Below are 16,242 nucleotides of genomic sequence, written 5' to 3' on the forward strand. Positions count from 1 at the left end.
GGCCGACTTCACGGCACGGGGCAGGTGCCCTCCGCTCCCCACGCGTCACCGGCCGGCCCGCGCCTTCCCGGTCCGGAGCGTCCGGAAGAGCCGCCCGCCCACGCCTTCCCGGTCGGCGCGTCCGGGAGGACCGGAGGACCGCCCACACCTTCCCGGTCCGGCGCGCACGGGAGGACCGGAGCGCCGCCCGCTCACACCTTCCCGATCCCCAAGGTCGTCTCGGACGGGAGCAGTCCCGAGCCGATCGCCTCCACCCACAGCGGTCCCAGCAGTTCCACCAGCCGCTCCCGCTCCTCGGGACCGAGCGCCCGCCAGGGCTGCGCCGCCCTCTCGTCCGTACGCCGTTCCACCTCCGCGCGCAGGGCACGTCCGGCCGCCGTGGCCGTCCCGTCCTCCTCCAGCAGGCCCCTCGCGGCCAGCCGGGCGCGGGCCGACTCCCACTCCTCGGCGCTCCATCCCCGGCTCGCGAAGACCTCGGGGCGGGCGGCGCCGACGGCCGCGAAGGAGACCAGCGACTCCACCGGGTCGAGGCCCGCCTCGACGAGCGCCGCCACATGGCCGTCCCCGCGGTGCTCCCGCAGGATCGTGGCGGCCTGCCAGAGCACGAGACGGGGGGCGTCGGGCCAGGGGAGGGCGGCGTTGGCCGCCGCGAGCGGGCGGCCGGTGACGTCCGCCGCCTCGGCGGCCCTCCGCGTCAGGGCGGCGGCCTCGGCGAGCCCCGGGCCGTCGGCCAGGTCGCCGAACAGCGTCCGGTAGGCGCGGTCGACCGCCCGCGTACGGGCAGCGAGGACCTTCTCCGGATCCGCCACGTCCCACCCCGCCGGGACGTGGCGGCCGACCGTCGCCGGACTGAAGCTGTGGAACACGGCGGCCACCCGCTCCGCGTCGGCGGCGCCCAGCGGCGCCGCCCGCCACGCGAAGTAGCTCGGCCAGCGCTCCTCCGTCGCGTAGCCCAGTGCGGCGGCCTCCTCGAACACCTCGGGCGCGTAGTAGAAGACGGCGTGCAGCGGCTCCAGCAGGTGCCAGACGCGGCGGGCGAATCCCGGATCGACGGACATGTCCCGACCTCCCGTACGACAACATCTTGTCAGTGACTAGATAACCAGAGTGCGCCGGAACGGTGAACTTGTCAACGACTAGATTCCGCGTACCGTACGGCTCATGACCAGTGAACGGACCTACCACCACGGCGACCTGCGGCGCGCCGTCCTCACCGCCGCCCTCGACGTCATCGGGACCGACGGCCCCGACGCCCTGTCCCTGCGTGACCTGGCACGCCGCGCGGGCGTCTCGCACGCCGCACCGGCGCACCACTTCAAGGACCGCACCGGCCTGCTCACCGCCGTCGCCGCCGAGGGCTACGCGCTCTTCGCCGACGCCCTCGCGGACGCACCGGACCTACGGGAGCGAGGCGTCGCCTACGTGCGCTTCGCGACCGGGCACCCAGCGCACTTCCAGGTGATGTTCCGCCCCGAGCTCCACCGCGCCGACGACCCGGACCTGCGCGCCGCGAAGGCACGCGCCACCGAGGCCCTGCGCGCCGGCGTCAGCGGCCTCCCCGACGCCGATCGCGGCGACGACGCCCGGCTCGCGGGCATCGCCGCCTGGTCCCTCGCCCACGGCTTCGCCACCCTGCTGCTCAGCGGCAACCTGGACGGGCCCGTCGACGGCCGGGAGCCCGGCGAGGTGTTCCGCACCCTCGCCGGGCTCCTCTTCACCGGGCCTACGAACCCAGGATCGTCGTGAGGAACTCCCCGGTCCACGAGAGGAGTTCGCGCCCCACCACCGGCTTCCCGCCGATCCGCCCCGCGGTCGGACGGGGCACCAGGATCTGACGCGTGGCCGGCTTGAAGATCGTCTTGGGGTGCAGCCGCTTGAGGCGCAGCTCCTGCGACTCCCGCAGCTCCACCGGCGCGAAGCGGATGTTCGGCCCCTGGAGCACGACCTCGCCCACCCCGCAGGCCCGGGCCAGCATCCGCAGGCCCGCGACCAGCAGGAGGTTCTCCACCGGCTCCGGCAGCTTGCCGTAGCGGTCGATGAGCTCCTCGCGCACCGCCCTGATGTCCTCCTCGGAATTCGCGGAGGCGATCGCGCGGTACGCCTGGAGGCGCAGCCGCTCACCCGGGGCGTAGTCGTGCGGGACGTGTGCGTCGACCGGGAGCTCGATCTTGACCTCCAGCGGCGGCTCCTCCTCGACGGAACCGTCCACCGCCGCCCGGTAGTCCGCCACCGCCTCGCCGACCATCCGGATGTACAGGTCGAAGCCGACGCCCGCGATGTGGCCGGACTGCTCGCCACCCAGCAGGTTCCCGGCGCCGCGGATCTCCAGGTCCTTCATCGCCACGTACATGCCCGCGCCCATCTCGGTGTGCTGGGCGATCGTGGCCAGCCGCTCGTGCGCGGTCTCGGTCAGCGGCTTCTCCGGCGGGTACAGGAAGTAGGAGTAGCCCCGGTCCCGGCCGCGGCCCACACGGCCGCGCAGCTGGTGCAGCTGGGAGAGGCCGAAGTTGTCGCCGCGCTCCACGATCAGCGTGTTGGCGTTGGAGATGTCGATCCCGGACTCGACGATCGTCGTCGAGACCAGCACGTCGAACCTCTTCTCCCAGAAGTCGACGACCACCTGCTCCAGCTGGCTCTCGCCCATCTGCCCGTGCGCCGTGGCGATCCGCGCCTCGGGCACGATCTCGCGCAGCCGCGCCGCCGCCCTGTCGATCGACTCCACCCGGTTGTGGATGTAGAACACCTGCCCCTCGCGCAGGAGTTCACGGCGCACGGCCGCGCCGATCTGCTTCTCCTCGTACGGACCGACGAAGGTCAGGACCGGGTGCCGCTCCTCCGGGGGCGTCGTGATCGTCGACATCTCGCGGATGCCCGTCACCGCCATTTCGAGCGTACGGGGGATGGGCGTCGCCGACATGGTGAGCACGTCGACGTTGGCCCGGAGCTTCTTCAGCTGCTCCTTGTGCTCGACGCCGAAGCGCTGCTCCTCGTCGACGATGACCAGGCCCAGGTCCTTGAACTTCGTCTCCGACGAGAACAGCCGGTGCGTGCCGATGACCAGGTCGACCGAACCGTCCTTGAGCCCCTCAAGCGTCGCCTTCGACTCGGTGTCCGACTGGAAGCGGCTCAGCGCCCGTACGTTGACGGGGAACTGGGCGTACCGCTCGGTGAACGTGCCGAAGTGCTGCTGGACCAGCAGCGTCGTGGGCACCAGGACGGCGACCTGCTTGCCGTCCTGGACGGCCTTGAAGGCCGCGCGCACCGCGATCTCCGTCTTGCCGTAGCCGACGTCGCCACAGATCAGCCGGTCCATCGGGACGGACTTCTCCATGTCCTCCTTGACCTCGGCGATCGTGGACAGCTGGTCGGGCGTCTCCGCGTACGGGAACGCGTCCTCCAGCTCGCGCTGCCACGGGGTGTCCGGGCCGAAGGCGTGACCGGGGGCCGCCATCCGCGCCGAGTACAGCTTGATCAGGTCGGCGGCGATCTCCTTGACCGCCTTCTTGGCCCGCTGCTTCGTCTTCGTCCAGTCGGCGCCGCCGAGCCGGTGCAGGGTGGGCGCCTCACCGCCGACGTACTTGGTGACCTGCTCCAGCTGGTCGGTGGGGATGTAGAGGCGGTCCCCCGGCTGGCCGCGCTTGGCGGGGGCGTACTCGACGAGGAGGTACTCGCGGGTCGCGCCCTGCACGGTGCGCTGCACCATCTCGATGTAGCGGCCCACGCCGTGCTGCTCGTGGACGATGTAGTCCCCCGCCTGGAGGGTCAGCGGGTCGATGGACTTGCGGCGCCGGGCCGGCATCCGCCCCAGGTCCTTGCTGGCGGTGCGCTGGCCGGTCAGATCCGTCTCGGTCAGCACGGCCAGCCTCAGGGCCGGGTCGACGAAGCCGTTGTCGATGGCGCCGCAGGAGACGTGCACGAGCGACGGCGTGATCTCGGCCAGGTCCTGGTCGAGGCGGGCGGCGATGCCCTCTCCGCCGAGCACCTCCACCGTGCGGGAGGCGGGCCCCTGGCCCTCGGTGACGTACACCGTCCGCCAGCCGTCGGCCAGCCAGCCCTTGGTGTCGGCGAGCGCCCTGGCGGTGTCCCCGCGGTACGTCTCGGGGGCGCGCATCCCCAGCTTCAGGGTGTCGTCACCTGCCTCGTCGTCGGCGGCGAAGGGGGCCACCGACCACCACATCATGCCCAGCTCGCGGGCCCGGTCCCGGACGTCGGCGATGCCCCACAGGGACGCCGCGCCGACATCGATCGGGGCCTCGCCGCCGCCCGCCGTGGCCGCCCAGGAGGCCTGGAGGAACTCCTGGCTGGTCGCGACGAGGTCGGCCGCCCTGGTCCGTACCCGCTCCGGGTCGCAGACCAGCGCCATCGAGCCCTTCGGCAGGACGTCGAGCAGCAGCTCCATCTCGTCGACGAGCACCGGGGCCAGGGATTCCATGCCCTCGACCGCGATGCCCTCCGCGATCTTCCCGAGCAGCTCCCCCAGCTCGGGGTGTTCCTCCGCGAGGGCCGCCGCCCTCGACCGCACGTCCTCGGTGAGCAGCAGCTCACGGCAGGGCGGGGCCCACAGCCCGTGCTCGGCGACCTCCAGGGACCGCTGGTCGGCGATCTTGAAGTAGCGGATCTCCTCGACGTCGTCGCCCCAGAACTCCACCCGCAGGGGGTGCTCCTCGGTCGGCGGGAAGACGTCCAGGATGCCGCCGCGCACAGCGAACTCGCCACGCTTCTCGACCAGCTCCACGCGGGCGTACGCCGCTGCCGCGAGCGCGTCCACGACCTCGCCCAGATCCGCGGTCCGCCCGCTGCTCAGCGCGACGGGCTCCAGGTCGCCGAGGCCCTTGACCTGCGGCTGGAGCACGGAACGGACCGGCGCGACGACCACGCTGACCGGACCGGTCTCCGGGTCGTCCTGCCGGGGGTGCGCGAGGCGGCGCAGCACCGCGAGACGGCGGCCCACGGTGTCCGAACGGGGTGAGAGGCGCTCGTGGGGCAGCGTCTCCCAGGACGGGAACTCCGCCACGGTGTCCGGGGGCAGCAGCGTCCGCAGGGCGGCCGCCAGGTCCTCGGCCTCCCTGCCCGTCGCGGTGACGGCGAGCACCGTCCGCCCGGCCTCACGGGCCAGGGCGGCCACGGCGAAGGGGCGGGCGGCGGGCGGGCCGACCAGCTCGACATGGGCCCGGCGGCCGTCGGAGGCGGCCTTCACCGCTTCGGAGAGCGCCGGGTCGGTGACGACGACATCCAGCAGACCGTGCAGGCTCATGAAGGGATTCCGTCCGGTGTGGCGAGTGAGCAACGCGAAGGACCCGACACGTGGGACGGGCCGGGGTGTCCAGCGTACGACGCCGGTGTGTCACCCGCGCGAGGGAACGCCGTTGTCCGGACGGCGGCAGCGGGGCTAGCCTTGGTCCGGCAGCCAGTCCGCCTGTGGCCCTGTGAGGCAGTTCATGGCAGCAGCCCGGCAGTACAACGTGCACGAGGCGGAGACCCACTTCTCGCGCATACTGCAACAGGTCGAGACCGGCGAGGAAGTCGTGAACAGCCGGGCCGGGGAGCCCATCGCGAAGGTGGTACCCCTTCGGTCCACGGTCAACCGGACCGACTACGGGACACTCAGGGGACAGATTCACATCCCTGAGGACTTCGACGAACTCCCCGACGACATCGCGGAAGCCTTAGGGATGCGTGGCTGAGGCTCCTTCTCGACACCCACGTCGTCCTGTGGTGGCTCAATGCCTCGCCGGAGCTCTCCGAGGAGACGAGGGAGCTCCTGCGCACCGAGTCCGAGGTATACGTCAGCGCCGCCACGCCGTGGGAGATCGCGGTCAAGCAAAGCCTCGGAAAGCTGTCAGGCACCCCGGACCTCGCCGGGCGCGCCAGAGACATGCAGTTCAGGCCCTTCCCGATCACCGCCGAGCACGGCGTACGCGCCGGCCGTCTCCCCCCGCTCCACCGTGACCCCTTCGACCGCGTCCTCGTCGCCCAGGCCCAGACCGAAGGGCTGACGATCGTCACCCGCGACAAGTGGATCCCCCAGTACGACGTACCGGTCCTGCACGCCTGACCGGTACGTCGCACGACGCGATCCGGCCCCGGGACGTCTGGAGGAACGTCCCGGGGCCGGAGCAGTCATCCTACGGCGGGCACTGTCACCCGTCCGTGGCGATCGCGTTCAGGACGTTCATCCGGCCCGCCCGGAAGGCCGGGACCAGGGCGGCGAACAGTCCGACGAAGGCCGAGGCGACGAAGACGGTGAGGATCGTCGGCCACGGGATCTCCAGGACCTCGAGTCCCTCCAGCGCCAGCAGTTTCTGGGCGGAGGTGCCCCAACCCATGCCCAGGCCGAGTCCGAGGAGCGCGCCGAACAGGGCGATGACGACGGACTCCAGACGGATCATGCGCCGCAACTGGCGGCGGGAGAGGCCGATCGCCCGCATCAGGCCGATCTCACGGGTCCGTTCGACCACCGACAGGGCCAGGGTGTTCACCACACCGAGCACCGCGACGATGATCGCCAGGGCGAGCAGGCCGTACACGATGTTCAGCAGCTGGCCGATCTGGTCCTTCAGGTCCTCCTTGAAGTCGGCCTGGTTCTGCACCTTGTACTGCGGGTACGCGGCGAGCGCGCTCTTGAGGGAGGCGTACGCCTCCTTCTCCTTGCCGCCCTCCGCCGAGGCGAACATGATCATGTTCCCGGGCATCCGGTCGGCGGTGACGTGACGCTCGGCGGTGGTGACGTTGATGTACTTCGCGCCCCGGTCGACGTTCGTCTCGTCGGAGGTGATCGCGGCGACCTTCAGCTTCGCGGTGTCGCCGGCCTTGAAGGCGACGGTCAGCTCGTCCCCGACCTCGATCTTGTGCAGGGTGGCGTAGTCCGATCCGACCGACATGGCGTTCTCGCCGTACGCCTTCGCCAGGTCACCGGCGACGGTCTCGCGCCGCAGGTCCTGCCGGTACGTCGGGTCGGCGGCGGTGACCTGCTCGTCCGCGGTCGAGCCGTCGGGGTTGGTGAGCTTCGCCGCGAGGACCTTGTAGTCCGTGACGCGTTCGATGCCGGGCACCTTCCTGATGGCCTCAGCTGCCTGCGGCACGAGGAGCTGACCGGTGTTCGACTGGACGATGAAGTCCGTACCGACCGACCTGTCGAGCTCCTCGGTGGCCGAGGCGACCATGGAGGAGCCGACGACCGAGAGGCACGCCACCAGGGCGAGGCCGATCATCAGGGCCGCGCCGGTCGCTCCCGTACGCCGGGGGTTGCGCAGCGCGTTGCGCTCCGCCAGCCGCCCGACCGGGCCGAACAGCCGCAGGACGACGATGCCGAGCACCCGCACGACCGCACCGGCCAGCAGCGGGCCGATCACGATGAAACCGATGAGGGTGAGGACCACGCCCAGGCCGAGGTAGAGCGAACCCTCGCTCGCCTCGTCCACGCGGGTCGTCGCCCACAGGCCCGCGACGCCGGCCCCGGTGAGGACCAGGCCCAGACCGGCCCTGATCCACCCGGACCTGGCGTCCGCCGGGGTCCCCGCGTCGCGCAGGGCGGCCATCGGGGAGACCTTGCCGGCGCGGCGGGCCGGGACGTAGGCGGCGAGGACGGTGACGACGATGCCGAGCACCAGTCCGATCACCGGCGTGGTCCAGGCGACGGTGAGGTCCTTGGTGGACAGCTCCATGCCCACGGCGCCCATGAGCTTCATCAGCCCGACGGCGAGACCGATGCCGGCGCCGACCCCCAGGACCGATCCGACGATGCCCAGGAGCACCGCCTCGACCAGCACCGACCGGTTGACCTGCTTGCGGCTGGAACCGATGGCCCGCATGAGGCCGATCTCGCGGGTGCGCTGGGCGACCAGCATCGAGAAGGTGTTGACGATCAGGAAGATGCCGACGAGGAACGCGATCCCGGCGAACCCGAGCATCGCGTACTTCATGACGTCCAGGAAGGAGCCCATGGAGTCCTTGCCGGCGGCTGCGGCCTCCTCCTGGGTCTGCAGTTTGTACGCGGCGGTGCCGCCCAGGGCGGCGGCGACGTTCCTCTTCAACTCGGTGTCGCCGATGCCGGGTTCGGCGGTGACCGAGATGTGGGTGAAGACACCGGGGGCGCCCAGCAGCTTCTGCTGCGCGGTGGCGGTGTCGAGGTAGACGACGGCCGCGCCGGGGTTGGTCACGGTGAACGACGCGATCCCGCTGATCCGCGCCTCGATGTCACCGGTGACGGCGATGGTGCGCACCTCGTCACCGAGCTTCAGATGGTGCTTCTCCGCGGTGTCGGCGTCGATCATCGCCTCGGTCGGGCCGCGCGGGGCGTGGCCGGAGGTGATCTCCATGGAACGCAGGTCGTTGGTGGTCCAGTTGCCCGCGATGGTCGGGGCTCCGGTGTCCGACCCGAGGTTCTTGTCACGACTGTCGACGAGGGTGACGGACATGCTGGTGACCGCGCCCTCGGCCTTCTTCACCCCGTCGGCGCCCGCGACCTCGGTCACGACGGACGCGGGGAGCGCCTCGGGCTTGCCGTTCTCCGGGAGGTCGTCGGCGCCGGCCGCCTTCTTCGGGCTGACCGTGACGTCGGCGGACGTCGCCGCGAAGAGCTTGTCGAAGGTGGTGTTCATGGTGTCGGTGAACACGAGCGTGCCGCAGACGAACGCCACCGACAGCAGGACGGCGACGGCGGAGAGCGCCATCCGCCCCTTGTGCGCGAGGAAGTTGCGCATCGAGGTCTTCCAGACGGTCATGAGGTCCGCCCGCGTGCGTCGAAGTCCTTCATCCGGTCCAGGACCTGCTCGGCCGTCGGGTTCTTCATCTCGTCGACGATGGATCCGTCGGCGAGGTAGAGGACCCGGTCCGCGTACGAGGCGGCCACGGGGTCGTGGGTGACCATGACGATGGTCTGGCCGAGCTCGTCGACGGACCTGCGCAGGAAGGACAGCACCTCGGCACCGGCCCGCGAGTCCAGGTTCCCGGTGGGCTCGTCACCGAAGATGATCTCGGGGCGGGCGGCGAGCGCCCGGGCCACCGCGACGCGCTGCTGCTGGCCCCCGGAGAGCTGTGTGGGCCGGTGCTTCAGCCGCTCGGCGAGGCCGACGGTCTCCACGACCTGCCGCAGCCAGTCCGCGTCGGCCCTGCGGCCGGCGATGTCCATCGGCAGCGTGATGTTCTCGAGCGCGTTGAGCGTCGGGAGCAGGTTGAACGCCTGGAAGATGAAACCGATCCGGTCCCGGCGCAGCTGCGTCAGCTTCTTGTCCTTGAGACCGGTGATCTCGGTGTCGGCGAGGTGGATCGTGCCCGAGGTCACCGTGTCCAGACCCGCGAGGCAGTGCATCAGGGTCGACTTGCCGGATCCGGACGGCCCCATGATCGCCGTGAACTGTCCGCGGACGATGTCCACGTCGACGTGGTCGAGCGCCACGACCCGGGTCTCGCCCGCCCCGTACGCCTTGACGACCTGCCGCGCCCGCGCAGCGACGGCCGTACGCCCTCCAGTGTCCCCGTGCCTGGGAATGGTTACAGCCGTTGTCACGGTTTTTCTCCTATGTCGGTCGATGCACGGACGTCCCTGTGTACGTTCCGAGTCTCGGTGGCGAAGGGGGTCGAGCGCAGTGGTGCCCGGCGCAGTCTTCACGGGGGGTTTTCCCCACCCCGCCCCCTGCTGCCGACCGCATCCCCCGGTGTAGGACCACGGTAAGGAAGGGGGCACCGCCGCCTCGTCCTCCGCCGGGAGGAACGCTCCCCGGTCCCTGCTACGGAGCTCCCCCTAGGGGTTCGCGCCGGCGGAGCAGGACCTGAGTAGGGGTCTCATCCCTCGGCCTGCGACTCCCGCCGGGCCGGGGACGGTGAGACAGTGTCACCCGGGTAAATAGATGCATAGGGAAGGGACCCCCTGTGGGCGGCACGGACGGCACCGGCGGCACGGACAGCCCGGAAGCGGTGCTCGGGGAGGCCTCCCGGGACACGGCACAGGACAGCGCTCGCGACCGCCGCCCGGTCGCCGCGGCCCTCATGCTCGGCATGGGCCTCGCCGCGATCGACGGCACGATCGTCGCGACCGCCGTCCCCCAGATCGTCGGCGACCTCGGTGGATTCGCCGTCTTCTCCTGGCTCTTCTCCGGCTATCTGCTCGCCGTCACCGTCACCCTGCCGGTGTACGGGAAGCTCTCCGACACCTTCGGCCGCAAGCCCGTCCTGATCGCCGGCATCATCCTCTTCCTGGCGGGCTCCGTCCTGTGCGCCGCCGCCTGGAACATGGCCGCCCTCATCGCCTTCCGCGTCGTCCAGGGCCTCGGCGGCGGCGCCCTCCAGGGCACGGTGCAGACCATCGCCGCGGACCTGTACCCGCTGAAGGAACGCCCGAAGATCCAGGCCAAGCTGTCCACGGTCTGGGCGACTTCGGCGGTGGCGGGCCCCGCGGTCGGCGGGCTGCTCGCCGCGTACGCCGACTGGCGCTGGATCTTCCTGATCAACCTGCCCGTCGGTGCCGTCGCCCTCTGGCTGGTGGTCCGCCACCTCCACGAACCCGCCCGCCCGCGCCCCTCGGCCCGCCCCCGCGTCGACTGGGCGGGCGCCCTCGCGGTGTTCGCCACGGGCGCGCTCCTGCTGACGGCGCTCGTCCAGGGCGGCGTCGCCTGGCCCTGGCTCTCCGCCCCCTCGCTCGGGCTGTTCGGGGCGAGCGCGGCACTGGCCGGACTCACGGTCCTCATCGAGCGGCGGGCCGCGGAGCCCGTCATCCCGGGCTGGGTCTGGAGGCGCCGCACGATCGCGTCGGTCAATCTCGCCCTCGGTGCCATGGGCCTGCTCATGGTCGCGCCGACGGTCTTCCTGCCGACGTACGCCCAGTCCGTCCTCGGACTGGGCCCGATCGCCGCCGGGTTCGTCCTGTCGGTGATGACCCTGAGCTGGCCCGTCTCCGCCGCGCTCTCCGACCGGGTCTACAACCGCATCGGCTTCCGCCGCACCGCGATCATCGGCATGTCCGGCTCCCTGCTGGTCCTGCTCTGCTTCCCGCTGCTGCCCTATCCCGGCGCCGCCTGGCAGCCCGCCCTGCTCATGCTGCTGCTCGGCGCGACGCTCGGCCTCTTCCAACTCCCGCTGATCGTCGGGGTCCAGTCGACGGTGGGGTGGGCCGAGCGGGGGACGACGACGGCGTCCGTCCTCTTCTGCCGCCAGGTGGGCCAGAGCCTGGGCGCCGCGGTCTTCGGCGCCGTCGCCAACGGTGTGCTGACGTCCCGGCTCGCCGCCTCCCCCGTCCCGGGGCTGCCCGGCGACCTGGACGCGGTCTCGCACGCCCTGGAGGACCCGGCCGCCCTCTCCGCGGCAGCGACGGACCAGCTGCGGCGGGCCGTCGACACGGCCGTCGACCACGTGTTCACCGGCGCCGCGGCCGCCGCCGCTCTCGCCCTGCTGGTGCTCGTCGCCCTGGCGCCGCGCCGCTTCCCGGTCCTGGACGAGCACGAGAGCGCTTCCCGTACGCCGAGGGACTAGACAACTGATGCGTTACCAGCGGTAGTTCACCCGTAACCCTCCCCCTCCGCGATACCCGCGAGTAACGTACGCGCTCCCGACAGCGCCCCCGCGCTGCTCCCGACGCGCACCCGCGCACCCGCCTTGCAGTCCGTCCCCGGACCCGAGCCATGCAAGGAGCACCGCCATGCCGCACCCCCCACAGCCACCCCCTCCCCCACCCGGGCGGTCACCGCACCCCCACCGCCCCGCACCACCCCCGTACCCCGGCGACTACCTCATGCCCTGGCAGAGCTCCCCGCCCCCGCCGCCACCCCGCCCACCGGCACCCGCGGCAGGCTCCGCCCCCGCTCCCGGACACCACAGCGACCTGCGACGGCTGCGCACCGCCTACCGCCGGCTGCGCCGCGTCTCGACCCTCACCGCACTCGGCTACTTCACCCTGTTCCTCCTGCTGTCCGGCTACGCCCCCGCCCTGATGACCCGCCCCGTCGGCGACGGCGGACTCACCACCGGCCTCCTCCTCGGCCTGTGCCAGCTCCCCGTCACACTCGCCGCGGTCGCCGTCTACGAGTGGACCGCCCACCGCACCGTCGACCCGCTCAGCGCCGGACTCCGCGACAGGGCCGGCACCCCCCGCGACGACACCGCCCGCACACCCGGCGGGCACCACGGGACGGGAGCGGGCCGGTGAACGGATTCGACGAGTCCGCCCAGACGATGTCCCTCACCGCGTTCATCGCCGTCGCCACCGTCACCCTGCTGCTCTGCGTCATGACCGGACCCGACCGCGACGACCTCGACGCCTTCTACACCGGCTACCGCTCGCTCTCACCCCTGCGCAACGGCCTCGCCGTCGCCGGCGACTACCTCTCCGCCGCCACCGTCCTCGGCACCACCGGAGTCATCGCCCTCACCGGGCACGACGGCCTCGTACTCGCCCTCAGCACGGCCCTGTCCCTGGTCCTGCTGATGTTCCTGCTCGCCGAACCCCTGCGCAACGCGGGCCGGTTCACCATGGGCGACATGCTCACCCGCCGCGCCCCCGGCCGGGCCGCGCGCATCGCCTCCTGCGCCGTCACCCTCGCCGCGCTGCTGCCGCTGATGGTCGTCCAGCTCGCCGGCAGCGGCGACCTGCTCGCCTTCATCCTCGGCTTCGACAGCTCCGGATTCCGCACCGGATCCATCATCGCCCTCGGCGTCGTCATGATCGGCTACGCGGCCATCGGCGGGATGAAGGGCACCGCCCTGATCCAGATCATCAAGACCGTCGTCCTCCTCGGCGCGGGACTCCTCGTCTCCGTACTCGTCCTCGACCGCTTCGACTGGGACACCGGCGCCCTCCTCCACGCCGCCGCGAGCGGCAGCGGGGCGGGCACCGCCTACCTGCACTCCGGTCTCCAGTTCGGGGGCAGCGACCTCGACATGATCAGCTCCGAACTGACCGTCGTCCTCGGCGCCGCCTGCCTGCCCCACATCACCATGCGGATGACCGGTGTCCGCGACGCCCGGGCCGTCCGCCGCTCCCTGTCGTGGGCCGTCTCCGTCGTCGTCGGCCTCTGCCTCCTCCTCGCCGTCATCGGCTTCGGAGCCGCCGCCCTCGTCGGACACGCCCGCATCACCGCCGCCGGAGCCCAGGGCAACAGCGCGATCCTCCAGGTCACCGGCGCCGTCGCCGGCGGGGGCGGGATCGGGACGCTCGTCGTCACCACCATGACCAGCGCGATCTTCCTGACCCTGCTCGCCTCCGTCGCCGGAATGATCCTGGCCTGCGCCAACTCCCTCGCCCACGACCTGTTCGCCCACGGCCTGCGGACCGGCACACCGATGCGGAACCGCGCCGAGATGGCCACCGCCCAGGGCGCGGCCGTCGGCGTCGGAGCGCTCGCCGTCACCCTCGCCGTCCTCGCCCGCCACTGGAACGTCCAGGCCCTGGTGACCCTGTCCTTCTGCATCGGGGCGTCCGCCATCGCACCGGCACTCGTCTACAGCATGTTCTGGCGCCGCTTCACCCGCACCGGCCTGCTCTGCACCCTCATCGGCGGCACCGTCTGCGTGCTCGTCCTCATCACCGGCACCGACCTCGTGTCCGGATCCCCCGGATCCGTCTTCCCCCACCACGACGTCAACTGGTTCCCGCTCACCACGACCGGCCTCGTCTCCATCCCCTTCGGCTTCCTGGCCGGCTGGCTCGGCACCGTGTACGGCCGGGACACCGACACCACCGGACAACGCCGCCGGTACGAGGCCGCCGAACCCTGGATCCTCGCCGGAGCCCCGCCCGCCGGACGGCAGTGACGCGGCGGGGCCGGCCCTCACCGAGGTGCGAGGATGCGCGCATGGACATAGTCAGCAGGAACAACATCACCGTGACAGGACCCGAGGACGCACCCGTCCTCCTCCTGGCGCACGGGTTCGGCTGTGACCAGAACATGTGGCGGCTCGTGGCACCCGCCCTGGCCGAGAGCTTCCGCGTCGTGATGTTCGACTACGTCGGATCGGGCCGCTCGGACCTCTCGGCATGGAGCGAGGCCCGCTACGGCTCACTGGACGGCTACGCCCGCGACGTGGTGGAGATCTGCGAAGCGCTCGACCTGCGCGACGTCCACTTCGTCGGGCACTCGGTCAGCTCCATGGCCGGCGTGCTCGCGGCGGCGACGGCACCCGGCCTCTTCGCCTCACTGACCATGATCGGCCCCTCCCCGTGCTACGTCGACGGCCCCGGATACCAGGGCGGATTCAGCGCCGAGGACATCGACGAGCTCCTGGAATCCCTGGAGTCCAACTACCTCGGCTGGTCGGCGGCCATGGCGCCGGTCATCATGGGCAACCCCGACCGCCCCGAACTCGGTGAAGAGCTGACCAACAGCTTCTGCGCCACCGACCCGGCGATCGCCCGCGTCTTCGCCCGCACCACCTTCCTGAGCGACAGCCGCGACGACCTGAGGAAGGTGAGCGTCCCCACGCTCGTCCTGGAGTGTTCGCAGGACGTCATAGCCCCCCGGGAAGTGGGCGCCTACGTCCACGCCGCCATCCCGGGCAGCCGCCTCGTCACCCTGGACGCGACCGGCCACTGCCCCCAGCTGAGCGCCCCCGAGGCGACGGTGGCCGCCATCACCGACTTCCTGGGCGACCAGTCGTGATGTGCCGCACCGGGACGGACCCCGACCGGCCGGACGGCGAGGACACCACCTCCACCGACGCGGCGTTCACCGCCCTGCTGGAGGACAGCGCCGAGGAGCTCTACGACTCCGCTCCCTGCGGCTACCTGTCCACCCTCATGGACGGGACCGTCGCGAAGATCAACACCACGCTGCTGACCTGGCTCGGCCGTTCCCGCGACGAGGTCGTGGGCCGCATGCGCTTCACCGACCTGCTGACCGTCGGCGGCAGGATCTACCACGACACCCACCTCGCGCCCCTCCTGAGCATGCAGGGCAGCGTCAGCGGCGTCACCCTCGACCTCAGGAACGCCGACGGCAGCCGGCTCCCCGTGCTCATCAGCTCCCTGACGAAGACCGACAGCGACGGCCGGCCCCTCCTGATCCGTACGACGGTGTCCGACGCCAGCGACCGGCGCTCCTACGAACGCGAACTGCTCCGCGAACGCCAGGTCGCCGAAGAAGCCCGCAGGCAGGCCGAGGAGGACCGCAGGCAGGCGGAGGAGGACCGCGAACGACTGCAGGAAGCCCTCGCGGTGCTGCAGAGCAGCCTCCTCCCGGTGGCCCTTCCCCCGGTGCCCGGCATGGAAGCCGCCTCCTCCTACCACACGGCGTCACCGGACCGTCTCGGCGGAGACTTCTACGACCTCTTCCCCCTGGACGGCGAACGCTGGGCCTTCTTCCTCGGCGACGTCTGCGGCAAAGGCCCGCAGGCCGCCGCCGTGACCTCACTGACCCGCTACACCCTGCGGGCCGCCGCCCTCCACGACCCGGACCCCGTGGCGGCGCTCACCACCCTCAACACCGTGCTCCACGAGCGGTACGCCACCGGCGATCCGCGCTACTGCACCGCGATCTTCGGCATCCTCGAACCCGACGGCGACACCGTCACGGTCGAGCTCGCCTCGGGCGGCCACCCCCCTGCCCTCGTCCTGCGCCGGGACGGCCGGGCCGACTACCTCCCCACCCCCGGAGGTCTCCTCGTCGGCATCCTGCCCACCGCCCGATTCGCCTCCGCCCGGACCACGCTGGCGGCGGGCGACACCCTCCTGCTCTACACGGACGGACTCACCGAGGCCCGGATCGGCGAGAAGCGCGAACTGTTCGGGGACGAGGCACTGCGCGACTTCGCGGCAGACCTCCCCCACACCGGAGCGCAGCAGGTCATCACGGCGCTGACCGGCCTGCTCAACAGCTTCGGCGACGGCCTCGACGACGACACCGCCCTCCTCGCCCTCGGCATACCCGCCGACCGGCCCGACCCTGTGAGCGACACCCTGACATGAGACCACTCACGACAACCGTCCGCGCCACCGAGACCGGCCCCGTGCTCACCGTCACGGGAGAACTCGACTTCGGTACAGCCGACGAACTCCGCCACGTGGTCACAGGCCTCGCCCTCGCACCGGGCCAGCGCCTCGTACTCGACCTCGAAGGCCTCGACTTCTGCGACTCGAGCGGCATCACCGCCTTCATCGTCGCCCGCAACCACGCCCTCGCCGCCCGCGCCGACATCGCGCTGGTCTCCGTCCCCGGTTCCGTGCTCCGCATCCTGCGCGTCACCGGGCTCGACCAGGTCTTCTCCGTCGCCCCGCGTCAGGACACGCACCGGGCCGGCGCCGACTGACCCGCACGG

Annotated in this window: 13 protein-coding genes; 9 read left to right on the plus strand and 4 right to left on the minus strand. The window is 71.7% G+C overall.

Going from position 1 to position 16,242, the window contains the following annotated elements; all coding sequences use genetic code 11:
* Positions 1 to 191: 191 nt before the first annotated feature.
* Positions 192 to 1,058 (minus strand): SCO6745 family protein, encoded by an 867-nt coding sequence (locus OG488_RS15440; protein ID WP_329229698.1) that lies wholly within the window; start codon positions 1,056 to 1,058, stop codon positions 192 to 194.
* Positions 1,059 to 1,161: 103 nt separating this feature from the next.
* Between OG488_RS15440 and OG488_RS15445 the strand changes: the two genes are divergently transcribed.
* Complete coding sequence (locus OG488_RS15445; protein WP_329229700.1) at positions 1,162 to 1,746, plus strand: TetR/AcrR family transcriptional regulator; 585 nt, start codon at positions 1,162 to 1,164, stop codon at positions 1,744 to 1,746.
* Here the strand turns inward: OG488_RS15445 and mfd are convergent.
* On the minus strand, positions 1,724 to 5,254 hold the full coding sequence (gene mfd / locus OG488_RS15450) for a transcription-repair coupling factor (protein ID WP_329229701.1): 3,531 nt from the start codon (positions 5,252 to 5,254) through the stop codon (positions 1,724 to 1,726). The two genes, OG488_RS15445 and mfd, sit on opposite strands and share 23 nt — an antisense overlap.
* Positions 5,255 to 5,438: 184 nt before the next feature.
* Here mfd and OG488_RS15455 point away from each other — a divergent pair, with 184 nt between their 5' ends.
* Both OG488_RS15455 and OG488_RS15460 read left to right on the plus strand, forming a co-directional pair.
* Positions 5,439 to 5,684 carry a type II toxin-antitoxin system Phd/YefM family antitoxin gene (locus OG488_RS15455; RefSeq protein WP_329229703.1) on the plus strand — a complete coding sequence of 82 codons (246 nt, stop codon included), beginning with the start codon at positions 5,439 to 5,441 and terminating at the stop codon, positions 5,682 to 5,684.
* Entirely contained in the window at positions 5,681 to 6,055 is a 375-nt protein-coding gene (locus OG488_RS15460; protein ID WP_329238677.1) for a type II toxin-antitoxin system VapC family toxin, read from the plus strand. The genes OG488_RS15455 and OG488_RS15460 overlap by 4 nt, the downstream gene beginning before the upstream one ends.
* An 85-nt stretch (positions 6,056 to 6,140) precedes the next feature.
* On the opposite strand, the gene OG488_RS15465 is transcribed toward OG488_RS15460, so the two are convergent.
* On the minus strand, positions 6,141 to 8,723 hold the full coding sequence (locus OG488_RS15465; RefSeq protein ID WP_329229705.1) for an ABC transporter permease: 2,583 nt from the start codon (positions 8,721 to 8,723) through the stop codon (positions 6,141 to 6,143).
* Complete coding sequence (locus tag OG488_RS15470; protein ID WP_329229707.1) at positions 8,720 to 9,508, minus strand: ABC transporter ATP-binding protein; 789 nt, start codon at positions 9,506 to 9,508, stop codon at positions 8,720 to 8,722. Before OG488_RS15470 ends, OG488_RS15465 begins: the two co-directional genes overlap by 4 nt.
* Before the next feature lie 362 nt (positions 9,509 to 9,870).
* Here OG488_RS15470 and OG488_RS15475 point away from each other — a divergent pair, with 362 nt between their 5' ends.
* From OG488_RS15475 to OG488_RS15500, 6 genes are all read left to right on the plus strand, one after another.
* A complete protein-coding gene (locus OG488_RS15475) occupies positions 9,871 to 11,466 on the plus strand; it encodes an MFS transporter (RefSeq protein WP_405694134.1) in 1,596 nt (531 codons plus the stop codon).
* Between the two features lie 166 nt (positions 11,467 to 11,632).
* Positions 11,633 to 12,139, plus strand: coding sequence for a DUF485 domain-containing protein (locus OG488_RS15480; protein WP_329229709.1), 507 nt, complete (start codon positions 11,633 to 11,635; stop codon positions 12,137 to 12,139).
* 26 nt (positions 12,140 to 12,165) lie between these two features.
* Positions 12,166 to 13,743 carry a sodium/solute symporter gene (locus OG488_RS15485; protein WP_329238682.1) on the plus strand — a complete coding sequence of 526 codons (1,578 nt, stop codon included), beginning with the start codon at positions 12,166 to 12,168 and terminating at the stop codon, positions 13,741 to 13,743.
* 41 nt (positions 13,744 to 13,784) lie between these two features.
* Positions 13,785 to 14,588 carry an alpha/beta fold hydrolase gene (locus tag OG488_RS15490; RefSeq protein WP_329229711.1) on the plus strand — a complete coding sequence of 268 codons (804 nt, stop codon included), beginning with the start codon at positions 13,785 to 13,787 and terminating at the stop codon, positions 14,586 to 14,588.
* Positions 14,588 to 15,892, plus strand: coding sequence for a PP2C family protein-serine/threonine phosphatase (locus OG488_RS15495; RefSeq protein WP_329238685.1), 1,305 nt, complete (start codon positions 14,588 to 14,590; stop codon positions 15,890 to 15,892). Before OG488_RS15490 ends, OG488_RS15495 begins: the two co-directional genes overlap by 1 nt.
* Positions 15,889 to 16,233, plus strand: a complete 345-nt coding sequence (locus OG488_RS15500; protein WP_329229713.1) for an STAS domain-containing protein — start codon at positions 15,889 to 15,891, stop codon at positions 16,231 to 16,233. Before OG488_RS15495 ends, OG488_RS15500 begins: the two co-directional genes overlap by 4 nt.
* Positions 16,234 to 16,242: the final 9 nt, after the last annotated feature.

This window comes from Streptomyces sp. NBC_01460, assembly GCF_036227405.1.
Lineage (GTDB): Bacteria > Actinomycetota > Actinomycetes > Streptomycetales > Streptomycetaceae > Streptomyces.

Coding starts and splice junctions, on each gene's coding strand:
- OG488_RS15440 (WP_329229698.1), bottom strand. CDS start 1,058: ATGTCCGTCGATCCGGGATTCGCCCGCCGCGTCTGGCACCTGCTGGAG.
- OG488_RS15445 (WP_329229700.1), top strand. CDS start 1,162: ATGACCAGTGAACGGACCTACCACCACGGCGACCTGCGGCGCGCCGTC.
- mfd (WP_329229701.1), bottom strand. CDS start 5,254: ATGAGCCTGCACGGTCTGCTGGATGTCGTCGTCACCGACCCGGCGCTC.
- OG488_RS15455 (WP_329229703.1), top strand. CDS start 5,439: ATGGCAGCAGCCCGGCAGTACAACGTGCACGAGGCGGAGACCCACTTC.
- OG488_RS15465 (WP_329229705.1), bottom strand. CDS start 8,723: ATGACCGTCTGGAAGACCTCGATGCGCAACTTCCTCGCGCACAAGGGG.
- OG488_RS15480 (WP_329229709.1), top strand. CDS start 11,633: ATGCCGCACCCCCCACAGCCACCCCCTCCCCCACCCGGGCGGTCACCG.
- OG488_RS15485 (WP_329238682.1), top strand. CDS start 12,166: ATGTCCCTCACCGCGTTCATCGCCGTCGCCACCGTCACCCTGCTGCTC.
- OG488_RS15490 (WP_329229711.1), top strand. CDS start 13,785: ATGGACATAGTCAGCAGGAACAACATCACCGTGACAGGACCCGAGGAC.
- OG488_RS15495 (WP_329238685.1), top strand. CDS start 14,588: ATGTGCCGCACCGGGACGGACCCCGACCGGCCGGACGGCGAGGACACC.
- OG488_RS15500 (WP_329229713.1), top strand. CDS start 15,889: ATGAGACCACTCACGACAACCGTCCGCGCCACCGAGACCGGCCCCGTG.